This window comes from Mycobacterium sp. IDUB_5, from assembly GCF_055419565.1.
The window spans coordinates 633,832-655,245 of the sequence record NZ_JBVAXX010000002.1 but is presented as its reverse complement, the minus strand read 5'-3'; the positions used below and the strand labels follow the sequence as shown (position 1 = coordinate 655,245).

20 protein-coding genes and 1 riboswitch are annotated in these 21,414 nt (G+C 69.0%); of the genes, 11 read left to right on the top strand and 9 right to left on the bottom strand.

The features are described 5' to 3' along the window. The first annotated feature begins 10 nt into the window (after positions 1-10). The 4 genes from ACZY1G_RS08355 to ACZY1G_RS08340 all read left to right on the top strand — a co-directional run bounded on the left by ACZY1G_RS08355 (position 11) and on the right by ACZY1G_RS08340 (position 4,927). Positions 11-1,117: an alkene reductase gene (locus tag ACZY1G_RS08355; protein ID WP_463822103.1), complete on the top strand. Its 1,107-nt coding sequence runs from the start codon at positions 11-13 to the stop codon at positions 1,115-1,117. A gap of 34 nt (positions 1,118-1,151) precedes the next feature. Beyond that, a complete protein-coding gene (locus ACZY1G_RS08350) occupies positions 1,152-1,340 on the top strand; it encodes a hypothetical protein (RefSeq protein WP_463815073.1) in 189 nt (62 codons plus the stop codon). Positions 1,341-1,551: 211 nt separating this feature from the next. Further along, the gene (locus ACZY1G_RS08345) at positions 1,552-2,763 is read left to right on the top strand and encodes an acetyl-CoA C-acetyltransferase (protein WP_463822102.1); all 1,212 of its coding nucleotides are present in this window, start codon (positions 1,552-1,554) and stop codon (positions 2,761-2,763) included. Positions 2,764-2,779: 16 nt separating this feature from the next. After that, a complete protein-coding gene (locus tag ACZY1G_RS08340; RefSeq protein ID WP_463822101.1) occupies positions 2,780-4,927 on the top strand; it encodes a 3-hydroxyacyl-CoA dehydrogenase NAD-binding domain-containing protein in 2,148 nt (715 codons plus the stop codon). Between the two features lie 58 nt (positions 4,928-4,985). On the opposite strand, the gene ACZY1G_RS08335 is transcribed toward ACZY1G_RS08340, so the two are convergent. After that, positions 4,986-5,411, bottom strand: coding sequence for a pyridoxamine 5'-phosphate oxidase family protein (locus tag ACZY1G_RS08335; RefSeq protein ID WP_463815076.1), 426 nt, complete (start codon positions 5,409-5,411; stop codon positions 4,986-4,988). 234 nt (positions 5,412-5,645) lie between these two features. On the opposite strand from ACZY1G_RS08335, the gene ACZY1G_RS08330 reads away from it, so the two are divergent. Together ACZY1G_RS08330 and ACZY1G_RS08325 are read left to right on the top strand one after the other, a co-directional pair. Then, positions 5,646-6,620 (top strand): helix-turn-helix domain-containing protein, encoded by a 975-nt coding sequence (locus ACZY1G_RS08330; RefSeq protein WP_463822100.1) that lies wholly within the window; start codon positions 5,646-5,648, stop codon positions 6,618-6,620. Positions 6,621-6,643: 23 nt separating this feature from the next. Continuing rightward, positions 6,644-7,636, top strand: coding sequence for an LLM class F420-dependent oxidoreductase (locus ACZY1G_RS08325; RefSeq protein WP_463822099.1), 993 nt, complete (start codon positions 6,644-6,646; stop codon positions 7,634-7,636). A gap of 3 nt (positions 7,637-7,639) precedes the next feature. On the opposite strand, the gene ACZY1G_RS08320 is transcribed toward ACZY1G_RS08325, so the two are convergent. From ACZY1G_RS08320 to ACZY1G_RS08310, 3 genes are all read right to left on the bottom strand, one after another. Beyond that, positions 7,640-8,269, bottom strand: a complete 630-nt coding sequence (locus ACZY1G_RS08320) for a hypothetical protein (RefSeq protein ID WP_463815080.1) — start codon at positions 8,267-8,269, stop codon at positions 7,640-7,642. A 77-nt stretch (positions 8,270-8,346) separates the two neighbouring features. Continuing rightward, positions 8,347-8,706, bottom strand: coding sequence for a VOC family protein (locus ACZY1G_RS08315; RefSeq protein ID WP_463822098.1), 360 nt, complete (start codon positions 8,704-8,706; stop codon positions 8,347-8,349). Next, complete coding sequence (locus ACZY1G_RS08310; protein ID WP_463815082.1) at positions 8,703-10,352, bottom strand: DNA repair helicase XPB; 1,650 nt, start codon at positions 10,350-10,352, stop codon at positions 8,703-8,705. The genes ACZY1G_RS08315 and ACZY1G_RS08310 overlap by 4 nt, the downstream gene beginning before the upstream one ends. Before the next feature lie 406 nt (positions 10,353-10,758). Between ACZY1G_RS08310 and ACZY1G_RS08305 the strand changes: the two genes are divergently transcribed. Next, on the top strand, positions 10,759-13,854 hold the full coding sequence (locus tag ACZY1G_RS08305; RefSeq protein WP_463822097.1) for a hypothetical protein: 3,096 nt from the start codon (positions 10,759-10,761) through the stop codon (positions 13,852-13,854). Here ACZY1G_RS08305 and ACZY1G_RS08300 read toward each other — a convergent pair. Next, entirely contained in the window at positions 13,851-16,115 is a 2,265-nt protein-coding gene (locus ACZY1G_RS08300; RefSeq protein ID WP_463822096.1) for a helicase-associated domain-containing protein, read from the bottom strand. The two genes, ACZY1G_RS08305 and ACZY1G_RS08300, sit on opposite strands and share 4 nt — an antisense overlap. Positions 16,116-16,170: 55 nt before the next feature. On the opposite strand from ACZY1G_RS08300, the gene ACZY1G_RS08295 reads away from it, so the two are divergent. The 4 genes from ACZY1G_RS08295 to ACZY1G_RS08280 are packed head-to-tail and all read left to right on the top strand — an operon-like array spanning position 16,171 to position 17,751. Beyond that, positions 16,171-16,362: a hypothetical protein gene (locus ACZY1G_RS08295; protein ID WP_463815086.1), complete on the top strand. Its 192-nt coding sequence runs from the start codon at positions 16,171-16,173 to the stop codon at positions 16,360-16,362. Between the two features lie 2 nt (positions 16,363-16,364). Further along, positions 16,365-16,835: a cyclic pyranopterin monophosphate synthase MoaC gene (gene moaC / locus ACZY1G_RS08290; protein WP_463815087.1), complete on the top strand. Its 471-nt coding sequence runs from the start codon at positions 16,365-16,367 to the stop codon at positions 16,833-16,835. Further along, a complete protein-coding gene (locus ACZY1G_RS08285; RefSeq protein ID WP_463822095.1) occupies positions 16,832-17,329 on the top strand; it encodes a MogA/MoaB family molybdenum cofactor biosynthesis protein in 498 nt (165 codons plus the stop codon). The genes moaC and ACZY1G_RS08285 overlap by 4 nt, the downstream gene beginning before the upstream one ends. After that, the gene (locus tag ACZY1G_RS08280) at positions 17,326-17,751 is read left to right on the top strand and encodes a molybdenum cofactor biosynthesis protein MoaE (RefSeq protein WP_463822094.1); all 426 of its coding nucleotides are present in this window, start codon (positions 17,326-17,328) and stop codon (positions 17,749-17,751) included. Before ACZY1G_RS08285 ends, ACZY1G_RS08280 begins: the two co-directional genes overlap by 4 nt. A gap of 6 nt (positions 17,752-17,757) precedes the next feature. On the opposite strand, the gene ACZY1G_RS08275 is transcribed toward ACZY1G_RS08280, so the two are convergent. The 4 genes from ACZY1G_RS08275 to ACZY1G_RS08260 form a co-directional block, all read right to left on the bottom strand. Next, complete coding sequence (locus ACZY1G_RS08275) at positions 17,758-19,143, bottom strand: transglycosylase family protein (protein WP_463822093.1); 1,386 nt, start codon at positions 19,141-19,143, stop codon at positions 17,758-17,760. A 9-nt stretch (positions 19,144-19,152) separates the two neighbouring features. Next, a riboswitch (cyclic di-AMP (ydaO/yuaA leader) is annotated at positions 19,153-19,321 on the bottom strand. A gap of 282 nt (positions 19,322-19,603) precedes the next feature. After that, positions 19,604-19,852: a MoaD/ThiS family protein gene (locus tag ACZY1G_RS08270; RefSeq protein WP_463815091.1), complete on the bottom strand. Its 249-nt coding sequence runs from the start codon at positions 19,850-19,852 to the stop codon at positions 19,604-19,606. A gap of 3 nt (positions 19,853-19,855) precedes the next feature. Further along, the gene (moaA, locus tag ACZY1G_RS08265; RefSeq protein WP_463822092.1) at positions 19,856-20,920 is read right to left on the bottom strand and encodes a GTP 3',8-cyclase MoaA; all 1,065 of its coding nucleotides are present in this window, start codon (positions 20,918-20,920) and stop codon (positions 19,856-19,858) included. Continuing rightward, positions 20,917-21,348, bottom strand: coding sequence for a YccF domain-containing protein (locus tag ACZY1G_RS08260; RefSeq protein WP_463815093.1), 432 nt, complete (start codon positions 21,346-21,348; stop codon positions 20,917-20,919). The genes moaA and ACZY1G_RS08260 overlap by 4 nt, the downstream gene beginning before the upstream one ends. Positions 21,349-21,414: the final 66 nt, after the last annotated feature.

The following is a 21,414-nucleotide window of genomic DNA, read 5'->3' as shown; positions in this document are numbered from 1 at the left end:
GTAGACCAGCATGACGATCACCCTCGGCGCGGATGCGGCGCTGCGTAAGCCCCTTCAGATCGGCGGCCTCTCCACCGAGAACCGAATCTTCATGGCGCCGTTGACCAGATCGCGCGCCGATGCCGATGGCACGCCGTCGGCGCTGGCTGCGGAGTACTACGCGCAGCGGGCGCAGGCCGGTTTGATCATCAGCGAGGCCACCGCGGTCTGCGAGCAGGCCAACGGTGCCTACCTGAACACGCCGGGCATCTACACCGACCGTCAGCAGGACCGGTGGTCGGAGATCGCGTCGGCCGTACATCGCGCGGGCGGGAAGATGTTCGTCCAGCTCTGGCACGTCGGTCGGATGGCCCATCCGGAGATCAGCGGCTTCGAAGCGGTGGCGCCGTCGCCGATCGCCGCCGACATGGTGACCCACACGCCCACCGGCAAGAAGCCGCTGCCGGTCCCGCGGGCGCTGACGGTCGACGAGATCACCTCGATCGTCGGGCAGTTCCGCTCTGCTGCTCGCCGCGCCGTGGACGCCGGTATGGACGGCGTCGAAATCCATTCCGCCAACGGCTATCTGCTGCACGAGTTTCTCTCTGATGTGGTGAACCAGCGCACCGACGCCTACGGTGGGTCCGCGCAGAACAGGGCTCGCTTCACCGCCGAGGTCGTGGAGGCCGTTGCCGACGAGATCGGCGCCGACCGCGTGGGGTTGCGGATCTCTCCGGGAAACACCGCCGGCGACATGTCGGAGATCGACCAGATCAGCGCCTACGAGGCGTTGCTGTGCCGGATCAAGTCGCTGAACATCGGTTACCTGCACCTCGTCACCCTGCCGTCCTCCGATCCCTTCGCGGCCCTGCGGACGCAGTGGGAGGGCACCCTGGTGCTGAACACGCCGCGCACGGTCGAGACCGATTTCGCGACGCTGGAAAACCTCGCCGCGTGGGGCGTGATCAGCGCTGCCGCCGTGGGGCGTGCGTTCCTGGCGAACCCCGACCTGGTGACGCGTCTGGAGTCGGGAGCAGAGCTCAACGAGCCCGACGTCGCGACGTTCTACGCCCCCGGGCCGGCCGGCTACATCGACTACCCCACCCTGGACGAATTGGTGACGTCCCAGTCGGCGTAGGTGTGAACACGGCGGGTGAGGGAATCAGGCCGCTATGGCTACCTATCGTGTGCTCAACCCCAAGGGTGACGTCGTCGACACGAAGGACATCGAAAGCGCGGAGGACGCGCACGCCTGGTTCGTCGACCAGAAAGCGGACAACTCCGAGTTGGGGTGGCGCATGGAAGTCGAACACGACGGCGAGTGGTCCTTCTTCGACGACACCGAAGGCACCCCCGACTAACCCCCTTCCCGCGAGCAGACGCGAACTCGTGCCATCTAGGCCCAGATGGCACGAGTTCGCGTCTGCTCGGCCGGGGGTGGTGACCCCTCACTCCAGGGCCCAACCAAGCGGTTGGGCGAGGCTGCTAGCATGCCGCAAGAGGAGCAGCCTCCCCGCGGCGTCCGTCATGGATGCGCCGCGGATTCCGATTTGAACAGGACCTGGAGACCACATGTCCGAAGAAGCCTTCATCTATGAGGCGATTCGTACCCCGCGCGGCAAGCAGCGCGGCGGATCGCTGAACGAGATCAAGCCCGTCAACCTCGTCGTCGGCCTGATCGACGAGATCCGCACGCGCTACCCCGACCTCGACGAGAACCTGATCAGCGACCTGATCCTCGGCGTCGTCTCCCCGGTCGGCGACCAGGGCGGCGACATCGCGCGCACTGCCGGCCTGGTGGCGGGCCTGCCGGAGACCACCGGCGGGTTCCAGCTCAACCGCTTCTGCGCCTCGGGCCTCGAGGCTGTCAACCTGGGCGCCCAGAAGGTGCGGTCCGGATGGGACGACCTGGTGTTGGCCGGCGGCGTCGAGTCGATGAGCCGCGTGCCCATGGGGTCTGACGGCGGCGCCTGGGCGGGCGATCCCGAGACCAACTACCGCATCGGCTTCGTGCCGCAGGGCATCGGTGCCGATCTGATCGCCACCATCGAGGGCTTCTCCCGCGAGGACGTCGACGCCTACGCCGCGCGGTCGCAGGAGCGTGCCGCGGCCGCGTGGTCGGGGGGCTACTTCGCCAAGTCCGTGGTTCCGGTCAAGGATCAGAACGGTCTGGTCGTGCTCGACCACGACGAGCACATGCGGCCCGGCACCACCCTGGAGAGCCTGGGCAAGCTCAGGCCTGCCTTCGCGGACCTGGGCGCGATGGGCGGCTTCGACGATGTCGCGCTGCAGAAGTACCACTACGTCGAGAAGATCAACCATGTCCACACCGGCGGCAACAGCTCGGGCATCGTCGACGGCGCCGCGCTGGTGCTCATCGGCTCCGAGGCCGCGGGCAAGGCCCAGGGGCTGACCCCGCGGGCGCGCGTGGTCGCCACCGCCACCAGCGGAGCGGACCCCGTGATCATGCTGACCGGCCCGACGCCGGCCACCAAGAAGGTGCTCGACCGCGCGGGCCTGACGGTCGACGACATCGACCTGTTCGAGCTGAACGAGGCGTTCGCCTCGGTGGTGCTGAAGTTCCAGAAGGACCTCAACATCCCCGACGAAAAGCTGAACGTCAACGGTGGCGCCATCGCGATGGGTCACCCGCTGGGCGCCACCGGCGCCATGATCACCGGAACCATGGTCGACGAGCTCGAGCGCCGCGGCGCGCGGCGTGCACTGATCACGCTGTGCATCGGCGGCGGCATGGGCGTGGCCACCATCATCGAGCGAGTCTAGGAAGGCCTGAACAACCATGGCAGAGAACACCATTCAGTGGGACAAGGATGCCGACGGCATCGTCACCCTGACGCTGGACGATCCCACCGGTTCGGCCAACGTGATGAACGAGCACTACAAGGAGTCCATGCACAACGCCGTGGAGCGTCTTGTGCAGGAGAAGGATTCGATCACCGGCGTGGTGATCGCCAGTGCAAAGAAGACGTTCTTCGCCGGCGGTGATCTCAAGGGCATGATGAAGGTCGGCCCGGAGAATGCCGCGGAGTCGTTCGCCGAGGTCGAGTTCATCAAGGCCGACCTGCGCCGGCTCGAGACCCTTGGAGTGCCCGTGGTCGCCGCGATCAACGGCGCCGCACTCGGCGGCGGCCTGGAGATCGCGCTGGCCTGCCACCACCGGATCGCCGCCGACACCAAGGGCGTCGTCATCGGCCTGCCCGAGGTCACCCTGGGCCTGCTGCCCGGTGGTGGTGGCGTGGCCCGCACGGTGCGGATGTTCGGCATTCAGAAGGCGTTCATGGAGATCCTCTCGCAGGGAACGCGTTTCAAGCCCGGCAAGGCCAAGGACGTCGGCCTGGTCGACGAATTGGTCGGCAGCATCGAGGAATTGGTGCCGGCCGCCAAGGCATGGATCAAGGCCAATCCTGAGGCTCATACCCAGCCGTGGGATCAGAAGGGCTACAAGATGCCCGGCGGCACGCCGTCGCATCCCGCACTCGCCGCGATCCTGCCGTCGTTCCCGGCCCTGCTCAAGAAGCAGCTCAAGGGTGCGCCGATGCCGGCGCCGCGCGCCATCCTGGACGCGGCCGTCGAGGGTGCACAGGTCGACTTCGACACCGCCACCCGCATCGAGAGCCGCTACTTCGTCTCGTTGGTGACCGGTCAGACCGCCAAGAACATGATCCAGGCGTTCTTCCTCGACTTGCAGGCCATCAATGGCGGCGCCTCGCGGCCCGACGGCATCGCCAAGCAGGAGATCCGCAAGATCGGTGTCCTGGGCGCGGGCATGATGGGCGCGGGCATCGCCTATGTCTCGGCCAAGGCCGGCTACGAGGTCGTGCTCAAGGACGTGTCGCAGGAAGCGGCCGACAAGGGCAAGAACTACTCCGAGAAGATCGAAGCCAAGGCGCTCGAGCGTGGCCGCACCACCAAGGAGCGCTCTGACGCGCTGCTGGCGCGGATCACCCCGACCGCCGATGCGGCCGACCTCAAGGGCGTCGACTTCGTGATCGAGGCCGTCTTCGAGAACCAGGACCTCAAGCACAAGGTGTTCCAGGAGATCGAGGACATCGTCGAGCCCAACGCGCTGCTGGGTTCCAACACCTCCACGCTGCCCATCACCGGTCTCGCGACCGGGGTGAAGCGTCAGGAGGACTTCATCGGCATCCACTTCTTCTCACCCGTGGACAAGATGCCGCTGGTGGAGATCATCAAGGGCGAGAAGACCTCTGACGAGGCGCTGGCCCGGGTGTTCGACTACACGCTGGCCATCGGCAAGACCCCGATCGTGGTCAACGACAGCCGCGGCTTCTTCACCTCGCGCGTGATCGGCACCTTCGTCAACGAGGCGCTGGCGATGCTGGGTGAGGGTGTTTCTGCGGCGAGCATCGAGCAGGCCGGTTCGCAGGCCGGGTACCCGGCAGCCCCGCTGCAGCTCTCCGATGAGCTCAACCTGGAGCTCATGCAGAAGATCGCCAACGAGACGCGCAAGGCGACCGAGGCGGCCGGCGGCACCTACGAGGCGCACCCGGGCGAAGAGGTCGTCAACAAGATGATCGAGATCGGTCGTCCGTCGCGGCTCAAGGGCGCCGGCTTCTATGAGTATGTCGACGGAAAGCGGGCGGGCTTGTGGCCCGGACTGGCCGACACGTTCGGTGCAGGCAAGGCCGATATCCCGTTGCAGGACATGATCGACCGGATGCTGTTCGCCGAGGCACTCGAGACGCAGAAGTGTCTCGACGAGGGCGTGCTGACCTCGACTGCCGATGCGAACATCGGCTCGATCATGGGCATCGGCTACCCGCCCTACACGGGTGGGTCGGCGCAGTTCATCGTCGGCTACCAGGGTGCTGGCGGTGTCGGCAAGGAGGCGTTCGTCGCTCGCGCCAAGGAGTTGGCCGCCAAGTACGGCGAGCGGTTCACCCCGCCGGCGTCGCTGACCAGCTAGGCATAACGAGTCGAATCCCCCGGAGCCGCAACAGCTCCGGGGGATTCTTCGTTGATCTCTAGAACGACCCCATGTCCGCCGAAAGCCAGTGCCGAGGCTGCATGACTACGGCGACGTGGTCGCCCAGGTTGCGGCGCGCGAACTCCAGATAGCGTTCGGCGGCATCAGCCGGCAGGTATCGATGGGCGAGTTCGGCCATCTGCGCATCCGTGCCGGGCTCGGTCCTGACCACGGGGCCCTCAACGGTGACGTAGCGCGTCGTCGGTTCGGTACGGTCGACCATCAGCGAGAACCGCCCCGCGGCCGCGATGAGTTCGGCTTTGCGGGAGTCGGTGCCCGTCAGGATCCAGACCTCGCCGCCGGGACGGTACTGGTACCAGATCGGCACGGTCAGCGGAGCGCGCCCGTCACCAGCGGACACCGACAGCGCCGCGACGTGCGGTTCGGCGAGGAACTGTTCTCGATCTCTCTCGGACAGAGGCATGGACTCAGCGTAGAGACGGGCCCCGACAGCTTCGGGCGGACGACGTGGGCGCGGGCGTGACGCCGTGCGCGACGCCGTGACCCGCGTGGATACCGGCGACGAACTCTCGAAATAGGCGGAAGAGCCGATGGTCGCGAAGGCGGGGCGGTCGTTTGTAGAACATGATCCCAATCCTGCGGCGGAGGCATCCCCGCCAACAGTGGCCCGGGTGCCGCTATTCGCTAAGATAGCGCCATGCACACCGTTGCGATCTTGGCCTACGACGGCATGACCGGATTCGAGTCGGGCCTGGCCGCCGAGATCTTCGGAATCACCGAACTCAACGAGAGGTTCTCCGCGGGCATCGCCGAGCCGTGGTACGCGGTCCGGCTGTGCGGCGAGGCGCCCGAGGTGCGCCTCCTCGGCGGTGCGACGGTGCGGCTGTCCTACGGGCTCGCCGAGCTGGCGGACGCCGATACCGTCATCATCCCCAGCGTGGGTGATATCGACGCGCCCGTGTCACCGCAGCTCGTCGCGGCGCTGCACGCCGCGGACCAGCGGGGCGCGCGCCTGGTCTCCATCTGTTCCGGCGCATTCGCATTGGCCGAAGCGGGCGTGCTCGACGGCCGGTCGGCGACCACGCACTGGCTGTATGCCGACACCCTGGCGCAGCGCTATCCGAACATCGAGATCGACCGCGCGCCCCTCTACGTCGACAACGGGCGCGTGCTCACCAGCGCCGGCTGCGCCGCCGGCCTGGACCTCTGCCTGCACATCGTGCGGTCCGACCACGGTGTGGCCGTCGCCAACGACGTAGCGAGGCGGCTGGTCATCGCGCCTCACCGGGCCGGCGGCCAGGCGCAGTACATAGAGACACCGGTTCCCGAACCGTCTTCCGACGGCCGGATCGCCTCTGCCATGGCGTGGGCGCTGGAACATCTCGACACGGCGATCTCCCTTGACGACATGGCGGCTCAGAGCGCGATGTCTCGACGCAATTTCCTGCGGCAGTTCGCAAAGGCCACCGGAAGTACGCCGATCAAATGGCTGATCGAGCAGCGGGTTCAGGCCAGCCTGCCGCTGCTCGAAGGCTCTGCCCTGTCGGTGGAGCAGATCGCCGCACGCGTCGGCTTCGAATCCGCCGTGACCTACCGCTACCACTTCGTCCGGCATATGCACACGACACCGAGCGAGTACCGCAGCTGCTTCGCGGGCTCGTCCGCGTCATAGCCCGCTGCGCCTAGAGTCGGGGTATGCGCTTCGGATTGTTCATCCCGCAAGGCTGGCGACTCGACCTGGTCGGCATCGACCCCGGGGATCAGTGGCAGGTGATGCGCGATCTGGCCGCCTATGTCGACGGCGGCCAGAGCTGGGACTCGCTGTGGGTGTACGACCATTTCCACACCGTTCCGGTGCCGACGTCCGAAGCCACCCATGAGGCGTGGTCGCTGATGGCCGCGTACGCGGCCACCACGTCGCGGATCAAGCTGGGCCAGATGTGCACCGCGATGAGCTACCGGAATCCGGTGTACCTGGCCAAGGTCGCGGCCACGTGCGACGTCATCTCCGGCGGCCGGATTCAGATGGGCATCGGCGGTGGCTGGTACGAACACGAATGGCGGGCCTACGGTTACGGATTCCCGTCCGCGGGCGTGCGGCTCGCACGCCTCGACGAGGGCGTGCAGGTCATGGCCGATGCATGGCGTGAGGGAGCGGTCAGCTTCTCCGGCAAGCACTATCAGGTCGACGGCGCGATCGTCGCGCCGAAACCGTTGCAGCACGGCGGAATTCCACTGTGGATCGCCGGCGGCGGAGAGAAGGTCACGTTGCGCATCGCGGCGAAGTATGCCCAATACACGAACTTCACCTCCGAGCCGGAGGGTTTCGCGCACAAGTCGAAAGTGCTTGCCGCGCATTGCCGAGACGTCGGCACCGAGTTCGATGCCATCGTCCGCTCGGCCAATCTCAACATGATCGTCGGCGCCACCGAGGCCGAGGTCGCCGACCGTCGCGACGCGGTCCGTGCCCGGATCGCCGCGCTGGCGGGCGATTCCGCCGCCGACGCCATGGTCGGTTCGATGAGCACCCCGCAATCGGGCAGTGGTACCCCAGAGCAGATAGTCGACGCGCTGCAGAACCTTCGCGATCTCGGCTGCGAGTACGTCATCTGCTATTTCCCCGAGGCGGCCTATGACCGCTCGGGGATCGAGCTGTTCGAGCGCGAGGTCATGCCCGCGCTGGCCTGAGCGCTACTGCGTCGGGAACAGCGGCGGCGGTGGCGGGGACACCACCGGCACGTACGGCTTCGGCGCGTTCGGGTCCGGCGGCGGCGGTGGCGGCGGCACACCCCACTCGTATCCCGGCGGCATCGGGCCGCTGACGGGGAAGTATCCGGGAGGCAATGCCGGTCCACCGGCTGCAGGGGCGGTCGCGGGCGTCTCCGACCCCGGCGCGTTGAGGGACTTGTAGCCCGGCGGTAGCGGCGGTGGCGGGCCGGCGCCCGGCGGCGGAGCGCCGGCGGGCGGCATGTTCGGCATGTCGGCGGTCCCCATGAAGCCGTAGGGATCGCGGGCCTGATGCCAGGCGTCGCGCAGGAAGCCCAGCGGACCGTCGCCGGAGCCGTACTGAGCGTTGGGGATCTGGGGCACCATCGGCGGGCCGGCCGGCGGGGGTGGCGGCGCCGCGACCGCGGGATCGACCGGCACAGCCATCGGCTGGCCCGGCGCAGCGGGCGCGCCGTCCGGCCCGGGAACCGGGGTCGGGACCGGCTGAGCGCCGGCCAGGGCGGCCGGCGCGAGCACACCGAACGTCACCGCGGCGGCGACGCTGGCGGCGCAGCGCAGCGTTCTGGCGCGCTGGACGCGCCTGTCTGTCGTCATGGGTTCCTTCGTCATGCCTCGAGCTCGTCCCGACTCGAGGATTGAGGCTAGCCGGTTCGCGGCCGACGCGCGCCCGGTCAGGTCGAACCGGGGCGATGGGACAGCACATTCACAACGTTGCCCGCGGCGTCTTCGAAGAAGTACCGCCGTACGCCCCACTCCTCGTCGCTGAGCGGATGAACGATGCGGATACCCGCCTCCACTGCGCTGCGGTACGCCGCGTCGACGTCGTCGACCTCGATCGACACCGTCGGGTTGACCGGCGCTGTTGCGTCCTTGGTCAGCAGGCTGAGCTGGTGGCGATGCTCGGCGTCGGCGAGCGTCACGATCCAGCCGTGGTCCATCACGACGTCGAGGTCGAGCACCGCACGGTACTGCGCGACGGCGGCAGGAAGGTCTGTCACCGTGAGGATCGGGACCACCCGCCCCACCGTCATATCGCCGGCCCCAGCAGGTCGTCGGCGTCCTTGATCACGTAGCCGTAGCCCTGCTCGGCGAGGAAGCGCTGCCGGTGGGCGGCGTACTCGGCGTCGAGGCTGTCCCGCGACACCACGGAGTAGAACACTGCTCCGCCACCGTCGGCTTTCGGGCGCAGCAGACGCCCCAGCCGCTGGGCTTCCTCCTGGCGGGAGCCGAACGTGCCCGACACCTGCACGGCGACACTGGCTTCGGGCAGGTCGATGGAGAAGTTGGCCACCTTGGACACCACCAGCGTGCGGATCTCGCCGGTACGGAACGCGTCGAACAGCTGCTCCCGCTCGGCGGTCTTCGTCGACCCCTGGATCACCGGGGCGTCCAGCTCGGCGCCGAGTTCGTCGAGCTGATCGAGGTAGGCGCCGATCACCAACGTCGGCTCATCGGGATGCCGATCCAGGATGGACTTCACCACGTTGATCTTGGTGTGTGCGGTCGCGCAGAGCTTGTAGCGCTCCTCCGGTTCGGCGGTCGCGTAGAGCATGCGCTCGTTGTCGGTCATCGTGACGCGGACCTCGATGCACTCGGCGGGCGCGATCCAGCCCTGCGCCTCGATGTCCTTCCACGGCGCGTCGTAGCGCTTCGGGCCGATCAGGGAGAACACGTCGCCCTCCCGGCCGTCCTCGCGGATCAACGTCGCGGTCAACCCGAGCCGCCGGCGGGACTGCAGATCGGCCGTCATGCGGAACACCGGCGCAGGCAGCAGGTGCACCTCGTCGTAGACGATCAGCCCCCAGTCCCGGCTGTCGAACAACTCGAGGTGCTTGTACTCGCCCTTGGTTCGGCGCGTAATCACCTGGTAGGTCGCGATCGTGACCGGACGGATCTCCTTCTTCTCCCCGGAGTACTCGCCGATCTCCTCCTCGGTCAGGGAGGTCCGGGCGATCAGCTCGCGCTTCCACTGGCGGCCGGCGACGGTGTTGGTGACCAGGATCAGCGTCGTCGCACCGGCTTTCGCCATCGCCGCTGCCCCGACCAGGGTCTTGCCCGCACCGCAGGGGAGCACGACGACGCCCGATCCGCCGTCCCAGAAGGAGTCGGCGGCCATCTGCTGGTAGTCGCGCAGCTCCCAGCCGTCCTGCTCCAGCGTGATCGGATGCGCTTCGCCGTCGACGTAGCCCGCGAGATCCTCCGCCGGCCATCCGATCTTGAGCAGCATCTGCTTCACCCGGCCGCGCTCGCTGTTGTGCACGATCACGGTGTCGTCGTCGAGGCGGGCGCCGAGCATCGGGGCGATCTTCTTGTTGCGCAGTACTTCCTCGAGTACCGCGCGATCCAGGCTCACCAGAGTCAGGCCGTGCGCGGGGTGCTTGACCAGCTGCAGCCGCCCGTAGCGCGCCATGGTGTCGACGATGTCGACGAGCAACGGCTGGGGCACTGCATAGCGCGAGAACGACACCAGCGCGTCGACGACCTGTTCGGCGTCGTGACCGGCGGCTCGGGCGTTCCACAGCGCCAGCGGTGTGATGCGGTAGGTGTGGATGTGTTCGGGGGCGCGCTCGAGCTCGGCGAACGGCGCGATCGCTGCCCGCGCAGCGCCGGCCTGGGCGTGGTCGACCTCGAGCAGCACAGTCTTGTCCGACTGCACGATCAAAGGGCCGTCGGTCATGCGCGGCCTCGGGAGAAAGTCATCCTGCCCATTATCCGCACGATTACGACAGGCGGCCCTACCGTCCGCTCCGGCAAAGCCTGTGGACGGGACGAACAACACAGTCGGTGGATGGCGTCCCGCGTTGCGTGATCTACCGAGCTCGGTGCGAACGAGCTTCGGCGAGGCAGGTCGACACGCCCGGCGCAGACTTCCAGGCCCGTGGAAGTCCTGTTCATAGGCTATTTTTCGGTCGCCATACAGGTTCCCCGGGCGACTTTCACAGAAACCGTAGTCGTGCGCGTCAATTTGCCTTACTGTTCGCTGCGCGGGGTAGACGGCCACGAACCAGCACGGCCTATGCCCAGCGATGTGGTCGGGGGGCGAACAGTCACGGGGGACTGGACGTGGTACGGAGGCCGGGCGCATGAGTGGGAAACCTGTCGGACATCGGACGTCGCGGAGCGCAGTCGGAGGACAGTTCTGGACGGCCGCGCGGCTCCTCGAGGACTCAGGGCCGCGCCGTTCTGCCCGGCACCGCGCCGAGCAGCAGTGGTCGGCGATCGCCGTCGGGCGGGTGGGCGCGCTCGCCGTCTCCCTGGGTATCGGGTTGGCGGTCGCGCACGCCGCGACAGGCGTCGCCGCAGCCAGCGACGGTGAGACCGACACGACCGTCTCCTCGCCTGGTGGCGCCACGCAGGACACGCCGCGCAGCGGCAAGGACACGACGTCCGGCGTGAAGGCGGGCGCGGGGAAGAGCCGCGGCGCCAACAATGCCGACAGCGCCGAGGATGCCGACGACGCCGAGGATGCGGATGCCGCCGCGGCCGGGCCGCGCCGGTGGCACCTGAAGTTCGACGGTCCCCGGCGCGGCAAGCATGCCGACGTCGACGAGAGTCGGGATGTCGAGGCTGCCAGTGCACCCGCTCTCGACCCCGCCGAACAGAGTTCGGATGACGACGTGACGGCTGCAACGCCGCTCGCGACCGCGCCCAGGAAGCGCATCTTCGCTCGGGTGTCGGACCCGGCGCCGCAGGCCGCACCTGTCGAGGTGGTGAGTCTGGCCGAACCGGCGACGGCCAGGGACGTCGCTCCGCTCTCCGACTCGACGGCGCCGGCATCCTCGCCCGTCGACGACGCACTGCTGGCCTACGTGCGCCGGCTGATCACCCACACGTTGTTCAACAAGACGCCGGTGGTGCGATCGGTGACCACCGAGCAACTCGTCACCGGCCAGGTCGTCGTCCGGATCGACGCCTACGACCCCAACGACGACCCGCTCACCTACGACATCGTGCAACCGGTCAGCGGTGGCCTGGTCGTGCGCAACCCGCTCGACGGAACCTTCCTCTACACGCCGACGACACCGGTCATCGGGAATCCGCGGCCGGTCGAATTCACCGTCGTGGTGAGCGACGACTCCGTCGACCTCCCGGGACTGCTGAGCGTGGTGCACACCATCACGCGCCTGATCGGCTTGGCGCAGACCGATACTCTCCGCCAGACAGTGACGTTCACGGTGGATCCCCTGATCCAGCTTCCGCCGTCGCTGGTCGCCACCTCCGGGCTCCCGTACGTGGTCAAGAGCGGTCCGGCCGCGCTGCTGTCCGCGGCCGCCATCATCGATCCCGATTCCACGCGCCTGCAGAGCGTCACGGTGGCGATCGTCGGCGGCAAGCAGAGCGGTGACGCGCTTGGATACAGCGCGCCGTCGGGTGTGACCATCGCCCCGGCGTTCAGCGACGACAACCGCACACTCACCCTCAGCGGGCTGGCCTCCCTGGCCGATTACGAGGCAGCGCTGAAAGCCATCACGTTCAGCGCCACCAAGCTCGGTCTCGCGGGCCGCTCCGTCGAGATCACGCTCACCGACGAGCAGGGAGTCCAGAGCCTGCTGCCCGCCGTGGTGCTGCTGGGTCTGCTTCCGGCCGTGCAGGTGCCGCCGTCCCTGTTGGCCCTCGGAGGCGGACCGTTCCAGTTGGGCGGTGACCCGGTGAAGCTGGTGTCGGTCGCCGAGATCACCGACCTCGATTCGTCGTCGCTGACCTCGGTCACCGTGTCCCTGGGAGGCGACAAGCAGACCGGCGACCTGTTGTCCTACACCCAGCCGAACGGCAGCCAGATTGCGGCGAGTTTCGGCGACGACAACCGTTCGGTGACGCTGACCGGACCGGGCACGCTCGCCGAGTTCGAGGCGGCGCTGAAGAACATCACGTTCAGCGCAACGGCATTCGGGCTCGGTCTGCGCACGGTGAACGTCAGCCTGACCGACGAGGACGGCGTCGACAACGTCCTCCCTGCGACGTTCGTGATCGGGGTGCTGCCTGCGATCGTCGTCGAACTCCCGTTGACGGTGACCCCGATCGGAGCGCCGATCCACACCATCGGCAAGCCGCCGGTGAAACTGCTGTCCTCGGTGCTGGTCGCCAACGCCGACGGCGGAAACCTCACCGGTGCAACGATTGTCATCGGAGCGGGGCGGCTGACCGGGGACAAGCTCACCTACACCGCTCCGGCGGGTTCCACGATCCAGGTGAGCCGGCCCAACGACTGGACCGTCGAGCTGACGGGCCTGGCCAGTGTCGAGCAGTACACCGCCGCGCTGGAGGCGATCTCGTTCAGCGCCACCCAGGTGGGCCTCACCCGCTCGGTCACGATCAGCGTCACCGAGCAGGACGGCGACACCAGTCCCGTTCCGGGCGTGGTGTTCGCCAACACCATCGCGCCGGTTCGGCCCCTGGTGACCGTGCTCTCGCTGCCGCCTACGTACACACTGGGCAAGCCCGGGGTCAAGGTGGCATCCAACGTCGAGATCGGCGACCTCGACTCGACCACACTCACCGGTGCGACGGTGACGATCACCGGTGGTCTGGAGGACGGCGATCTGCTGAGCTTCACCCAGATCGGCGGCAACCCCGTGTCGGCGACGTGGAACGGAACCGACACGCTGACCCTGTCCGGGGCGGGCACGCTGGCCCAGTACGAAGCCGCGCTCGAAGCCGTGACGTTCACTGCCACCGGCGGCGTGGGTCTGCTCGAAACGCGCACGCTCACCATCGATGTCGTCGACGACTCCGGCGTCGGCACACTCCTGCCCGCGGCCGTGCTCGTGGGCGTGAAGAACCCGGACCGGCCGACGATCGCCACGGTCGGCGCGACGATCGTGAAGGTCAACAACACGGTCAAACCCATCACCTCGGCCACGATCATCGACAGCGACTCGACGATGCTCTCCGGTGCGTCGGTGGCGATCACCGCAGGCCTCCGCACCGGTGACACGCTCGCCTTCGGCGGGATCAGCGGCAACCCGGTGACGGCCCTCTACAACTCGGGCACCGGTGTCTTGACGCTGTCCGGGGCGGCCACGATCGCTCAGTACAAGCAGGCGCTGGAGGCGGTCACCTTCAAGGCGACGCAACTCGGGGTGCTGCCGACCCGCACCATCACGGTGAACGTCGTGGACGACTCCGGTCTGTCGGCACTGGTCGCCGGACTGGTGCTGACCACGGTGTCGCTGATCTAACCCGGATCTGCCGACACCACCGATGTCACCCGGTGGATGGCGAATTCGCGCACCCGGCCCGAGGCGGGGTCATACGCCGTCAGCTGCCCACCGCGTACGTTGATCGGCGCGACCACGCGTTGGCTGGCGACGCCGGCGGGGTCGACGTAGCCGATCACCACCGACTCCTGATGGTGTGCGGCGTACTGCAATTCGGAGATCGCGACCGCCGGATCGAGCCGCAGACCCGAGGCCGGCGTCGCGGCGACCTTGCGCAGCACCGCGACGATCGCGCCCAGCGTCTGATCGGTCGGCGTGCTGCCTGGCCGGAAGGTGCGGCGCCGGCCCAGAGCCGGAACGCGGGAGCCGCGGCTGCGTAGATCGACGATCGCCCCCGTCGAATCCTCGGCCGCCGGCGCGAACCCGGCGGTGCGCAACGCGGTGAGCACTTCGGAGATCGGGGCCTGCGACACCGCGACCGTCGGCGCGAGAAGGCGCAATTCGACCACTTCCGTGGCGGGGGCCGATACGGCCGCGGTCAGCAGCGCCGCGTCCTCACAGCGCACGAACGACGCCGCCATGCCCACCCGCAACTGTCCGTGCCGGCGCGCGACGTCGTCGATGAGATAGGTGAGCGCCTGCGGCACAGGGGTTCTCGAGTGCCGGGCGAACAGCGCGTGGAGCTCGCCTGCGGTCTTGCCGGTGTCCAGAGCGCGCCGCACCGACGCCTCGTTGATGCGGTACACCATTGCTGCGCCGGCTGATTCGACGGCGGCGACCGCACCCAGTTGGTCAGCGAGGTCCCGCTCCAGGGGGCCCGGAACGACGACGGTCAGGTCGGCCTGCACCAGGAAGTGGTCGATCGGCGAGGGCAGCGCCTTGTCCATCGAGGCGATCACGGCCTGGTCGTCCTCGCCGGCGAGCAGTTTGCGCAGCGGCCCGGCCAGCGCCCCACGGCCGACGACGCCGACGGCGTGCGCTTCGGTCAACAGATCTGCCACCGGCTCGGGCTGCAGGCGCGCCGACCAGCGCGGCCGCTGCCACATCATGGCACGCGATGCGCTCGCGGCGTCGACGCCTGACCCCGGTGGGAGGCCTGCGAGCATCGTCAGCAAGAGTCGGCGATCCAGCGGCGCAGCCGTCGAGAACAGTGAATCCGACAGCGCCGCATAGGGTTTCCCATCGGGGCCGCGGCTGCCGACCAGGCTCGGGCGGCCCGGCAGGTCCAGCCACGCCGTCGCCAGGAGGTGCCACTTGACCGCGGTGGGGGATTCGATGAACCGGTCGGCGGCGACCGTCGGCGCCCAGTACGAACCGGTGTCGGGCGGTTCAGGCTCGGGAACGCCCGCCGCGATCAGTCCCGCGGCGAGCGCCACCTCGAGTATCAGGCCCAGCCGGCGCTCGTCGATACCGGTCGACTTGGTCAGTCGTTTGACCTCGCGCACCCCGAGGCCCCCGCTGCGGAGCTCGGGAACCGGTGTCGCGCTGAGGTTCTCGAGAACCAGGTCGACGTCGCGCAGCAGGTCGATCGCAGCGCCCGCCGCGACGGCGTCGACGTCGGCGGTCGACGTCGTCGTCACGGTCGGATCGGGCCGGGTCAGGCTCACCGGGCCTGGCGTCTCACCGCGCAGCACCTGCCCCACCAGTCGCGGCAGGATCACGGTGTCGGCGTCGAGCCGGCGCAGCAACCCGGCGGCCAACAGCCGTTGCACGGGCCGGTCCGGGGGAGCGTCGGGTAGCGCGTCGCGGGTGCGCCCGATCGGGGAGCCCTCGAGCAGCTTGTCGAGCAGATCGCGCGCGGCATCGTCGAGCGCGTCGAGGGCCCCGGAGACCTCCGTGGCGGACAGGGCCTGCGGTTCGAGTGTCGCCTGGCCCGGGTACCAGGGCAGCACGTTCGCGGCCTCGGCGACGACCCGCAGGGCGCCCTCTCCCGTGGTGTCGCCCCACACCAGCGCACGCGCGGTCAGGTCGTCGACGGCGGCGCGAACGGAGGCCTCATCGGTGCGTTCGCCCAGCGCCGCAGCGAGCTCGCCGAACGTGACCGCCGTCGTCTCCGCGTGCACGGTCAGCAGCGCGTCCAGCACCGTGAGTTGCAGGAAGTCGAGGTCGTCGGTGGCCGCTTTGACCGACTGCCGCGCTGTGGCACGTGCTGCCAACGCAGAGATCGTGCCCGGCGGCGGCTGGGTGAGGTCGGGGCGCAGCCGTAGCAGCGTGATCAGTGCCTCGTCGTCGCGTTCGGCCAACCACACGCCCAACGGCACACCGGGGCTCTTGGCGCTCACCTGACCAGCGTAAAGCAGCCGCCCACCCTCGCCAGCCGGCGATCGGCCTGCCACAATGTCATCCGTGGCTGATGACAAGAAGAAATACGTCGATCCGGGTTGGCCCACGAGCGACGCCGACGACCACGCCGTCAGTGAGCTCGCCGCCGACCGCACCGGGGCACTGTCGCCGTTCGGCGACATCACGTTCCCCCTGCCGGCTGAGGAGCTTCCGTTCGTCCAGTCCTCGACCGTCATCAACAAGTAGCGATGGCGGACCGCCTCTCGCACCTCGACGAGACCGGCGCCGCCCACATGGTCGACGTCACCGCCAAGGACGTCACGAAGCGCGTCGCGGTGGCACATGGCACGGTGCGCACCCGTGCCGACGTGATCGACCTGATCAGTACCCACGGTCTCCCCAAGGGAGATGCGCTGGCGACGGCCCGCGTCGCGGGGATCCTGGCGGCCAAGCGCACCAGTGACCTGGTGCCGCTGTGCCATCCGTTGGCGATCACCGGGGTCGACATCGACTTCGACGTCGCCGGCGAGGAAGTCGGCATCACCGCGACGGTCCGCACCACCGACCGCACCGGGGTCGAGATGGAGGCGCTGACGGCGGTCAGCGTGGCCGCTCTGACGGTGTACGACATGATCAAGGCCGTCGACCGCGCCGCGTCGATCGACGGTATCCGCGTGCTGCACAAGGAGGGCGGCAAGACGGGCCCGTGGTCGAGGTGACTACATCGTCTTCCCGGCCGCGGTCCGGATGGGTCCTCATCGCCTCCACTCGCGCCGCGTCCGACGTCTACACCGACCGCTGCGGTCCGGTGATCGTCGAATGGCTCAACGCGCGCACGGTCCTCACGCCGCCGGCCGTGGTGGTCGCCGACGGCGACTCGGTCGGTGCGGCTCTGAGGGCTGCGCTGCAGCGCAGCCCAGACGTCATCGTCACCTCCGGCGGCACCGGGATCTCGCCCACCGATGCGACGCCGCAGCAGACGGCAGCCCTGCTCGACTACGAGGTCCCCGGATTGGCCGACTCGATCCGCCGCTCGGGGCTACCGAAGGTGCCGACGTCGGTGCTGTCCCGCGGAGTGTGCGGGGTCGCCGGGCGGACGTTGATCGTCAACCTTCCCGGTTCCCTCGGTGGCGTGCGCGACGGCCTCGGTGTCCTCGACGACGTTCTCGACCATGCTCTCGACCAGCTGCGGGGCGGAGATCACCGACCGTGACCGAGATCGTCCGGGCAGAATTGACCGAGCATCCGATCGATGCCGCCGAACACGAGGCCCTCGTCGCGCACCATGCCGCAGGCGCTGTGGTGTCGTTCGCGGGAGTGGTACGCAACCACGACGGCGGACGGTCGGTGACCCGGCTGGAGTATTCGGCGCATCCGTCGGCGGCCCAGGTGCTCGCCGACGTCGCCGCGGAAGTGGCCGCAGAGTCCAGCGGGGTACGGGCTCTCGCCGTCAGCCACCGCGTGGGCCCCCTGCGGATCGGTGACGCAGCGCTGATCGCCGTCGTGGCCGCAGACCACCGAGGCGCGGCGTTTCAGACGTGCGCGCGGCTGGTGGACCGCGTCAAGGAACTGCTACCGGTGTGGAAGCACCAGTTCTTCGTCGACGGCACCGACGAGTGGGTCAACTCCGCGTAGCGGAGCTCAGGCGGGCGGCAGGACCGGAGCCGGCGGAACCGGGGCACCCGGGGCGGGCGGCGCCGCGGCCGGGTCGACCGGTGCACCCGGAAGCGGAGCGCCCGGGGCGAGCGGTTCGAGGGCGGCGGGACCGCTGGTCAGCGGACGCTGCGTGAGCGCGAGCAGCGCGTCCTTGCCCGAGATCTCCTGCGTCTGGATGGCGTGCCAGATGTCCTTGAGATAGGTGACGTTCGGGCTCGGGTCGGCCACCGCGTTCGGATCGGCCGTGGTGCCGGGCGGGAGATTCGTCGGGCTGGCCAGGTGCGGCATCCCGTCGGGCATCGGCAGATCCCCAGAGATGGCCTGGTTGGCGACGTCGTAGGCCGGCGCGGGAACCGGAACCGCGTTGAGCGGAGCCAGCGGGTCCGGGGCGGGCGCTGCCACGGCAGCGGGAGCCGGGACGGGCGGGGGAACGGGAGCTGCGGGGGCGGGCTGCAGCGGCAGATCGCCGGGGTGCAGGGCCCATACCTGCGGCTGGTCTGCCGGTGCAGGGGTCTGCGCAGCGTCCCAGTCGGCGGCGTTGACCACCGGCTGGGCCGGCGGCGGCGGTGCCATCGGGTCGGCCGGCGCGATGTTCGCGACATCGACCACCGCGGGTGCAGGCGGCGCGGGCAGCGGGGCGTCGAGCGGTGCGGCATCGACCGGAGCCGGGGCCGGGAGCGGCGGGGCGATCGGGTCAGCGGGGGGAGGCAGCGGGGCGTCGAGCGGTGCCGCATCGACCGGAGCCGGGGCCGGAGGCGGCGGGGCCATGGGATCGACCGGCGGCGCGGGCAGCGGGGCGGCCATCGCGTCGACGGGGGCCGGGGCCGGAGGCGGCGGGGCCATGGGGTCGGCCGGCGGAGCGGGCAGCGGGGCGGCCATCGCGTCGAAGGGCGCGGGCGGCGGCGGAGCGAGCGGGTCGGCGGGCGGGGGTGGCGGGAGAAGCAGGCCGAGAGGGCCGGCGGGAGCGGGCGCTTCGTTGGCGGTCTCGTTGACGACGTTGCGGGGTGTTGCGGCGGAGAGCGGCCCGCCGCATGTGGGCCACGCGCCCTTGCCCTGCGATGCGAGCACACGCTCGGCGACCGCGATCTGCTCGTCCTTGGTGGCCAGGTGAGCCGCCGGGGCGAATTCGCCGCCACCGTGTCCGGACCAGGTGCTGGGGGAGAACTGCAGGCCACCCTGATATCCGTTGCCGGTGTTGATGGCCCAGTTGCCGCCGGATTCGCAGCTGGCGACCCGGTCCCATTCGTTGTCGGTGGCTGCGCCTGCGGTGCCGGCCAGAGCCAGGCTGCCGCCTCCGATGACCGCGCCGGTGACAGCGATCTTGGCGACGCTGACAGAAGATGCCGTGGGCTTGCGATGCCGTCCACTCATAGGTGTGCGAGGTCCTCTCGTATGCGCCCGCGAGGTCAGCTGTCGGGTTCGGGCTGGAGAGGTCGCCCGGCCGGCGGCGTCGAAACGACGTCGGCTTCACCCCTAGGAGCCGGTATCGGCTCCAGGTCCTTTCGGTGGACCGGTGGGTCCCCCGCCTCCATCCAGGTGGGTCTCGTCGTCCCCGCGGACCAGCGGATGGAGCTCGGCGCAACTGGTCTCGCAGCGAGCCGGTCTGTGGGGGTGACCGGCCTGGTCCAGAACGGTAACGGCTCGCCAGATTCTCGTCACCTCGTCGCCATCACCGTGTCGCCGACCTCGGCAAATACTAAAAATTCTCTAAAATGCCTGGCGGGCGCGTTGTTCCTGCAGGTGCCGGGCGGCGCAACCTCGCCGTAGCCATCCCGTGATCATTCCGTGATGTGACGTAAATCACGGAATACATGGCGGACAGTCCGCGCTTTCACCCGCCGGCGAACGGCGGGAGCACATCGATCGTCTGCGCAGGCCCTAGCGGAGTCGTGATGTCGCGCACAGCCATCCCATCCCGCAGATACGAGCAGCGCGCCAGCACGCGCTCCAACTCCGGACCCCGGGACCGGAGCACCTCGACCAGATCGGCCACCGTCGCGGAGTCGCCCACGTCGACCGCCTCGTGGTCCACCCCTGCCGCCGCGCGCGCAGCGGCGAAGTAGCGCACCGTCACCGTCACGTCTCAGCCGCCGATCGCGCTCATCGGACGGTCGGGCTGCACGAACCCCGGATCGTTGATGCCGTGCCCGGCCGCTTTCCCCCACATGGCGGCGCGCCACGCAGATTCGAGGGCGGCGTCGTCGGCGCCGGACCGCAGCAGGTCCCGCAGATCGGTCTCGTCACGCGCGAACAGACAGTTGCGCACCTGGCCGTCGGCGGTGAGCCGGGTGCGGTCGCAGCTGGCGCAGAACGCATGCGACACCGAGGCGATGACGCCGACATCGCCGAGCACCTCGCCACCGCTTTCTCGCACCTGCCACAGCTCCGCGGGTGCCGACCCGCGCGGCGCCGGATGCGGGGTCAGCGTGAACTCCTGGCGCAGCGCGGCCAGGATCTCATCGGCGGACACTGTGCGCTCACGCTTCCAGGAATGGCCGGCGTCGAGTGGCATCTGCTCGATGATTCGCAGCTGGTAGCCCTGCGCCAGACAGAACCGCAGCAGCGCGACCGCGTCGTCCAGCCCGCTCACCGGATCGAGCACTGCGTTGACTTTGACCGGGGCCAAGCCGGCGACTTTCGCGGCGCGTAGCCCGGCCAGCACCGCATTCAACCGATCACGCCGGGTGATCGCGGCGAAGCGTTGCGGATCGACGGTGTCCAGAGACACGTTGATGCGGTCCAGGCCGGCCGCCTTCAGCCCAGCGGCGCGTGCGGCGAGGCCGATGCCGTTGGTGGTCAACGTGATCTCCGGGCGGGGACGCAGAGCTGCCGTCGCTGCGATCACCTGCTCCAGATGCGGCACCACCAGTGGCTCCCCGCCGGTGAAGCGCACGCTGGTGACCCCGAGCCGGGTCACCGCGAGTCGAAGGAGCCGATTGAGTTCGTCGACGCCCAGCTTCGCCTCGGCCGGTAGCCAGTCGAGTCCTTCGGCGGGCATGCAGTAGGTGCAGCGCAGATTGCACAGGTCGGTCAGTGACACCCGCAGGTCGGTGGCCACCCGCCCGAAGGTGTCGACCAACGGTCCGTCAGCCGGAGCGCCCTGCGGCAGCCCGCGCACCGACGGCACGCCGAGTGCGACGGCGGTCATCGTGGATATCCGCTCACTGTGCCGGTGGCACCGGTGACACCGGTGGCGCCGTGTCCGTCGACCGGAACGATCTCCTTGCCCAGCGGCATCAGCGAGACCGGGATCAGCTTCAGGTTGGCCAGCGCCAGCGGGATGCCCACGATCGTGATCGCCATCGCTATGGCGGTCAGCACATGTCCGATCGCCAGCCAGATCCCGGCGACGAGCAGCCAGATGATGTTGCCGATCAGGGCGCCGGGCCGGACCCCGGGCTTGTCGACGATCGTGCGACCGAACGGCCACAGCGCGTACACCGCGATGCGCAGCGCCGCGAAGCCGAACGGGATCGTGATGATCAGGACGAAGCAGATCAGGGCGGCGACCAGATAGCCGAGCGCCAGCCACAGGCCACCGAAGATCAACCAGATGACGTTCAGGATCAGGCGCATCTTCTTCCTCCCGCGGTCCGGCAAGCCTACCGAGTTAAGGGGGTGCTGGCTGCGGCGACGTCCGAG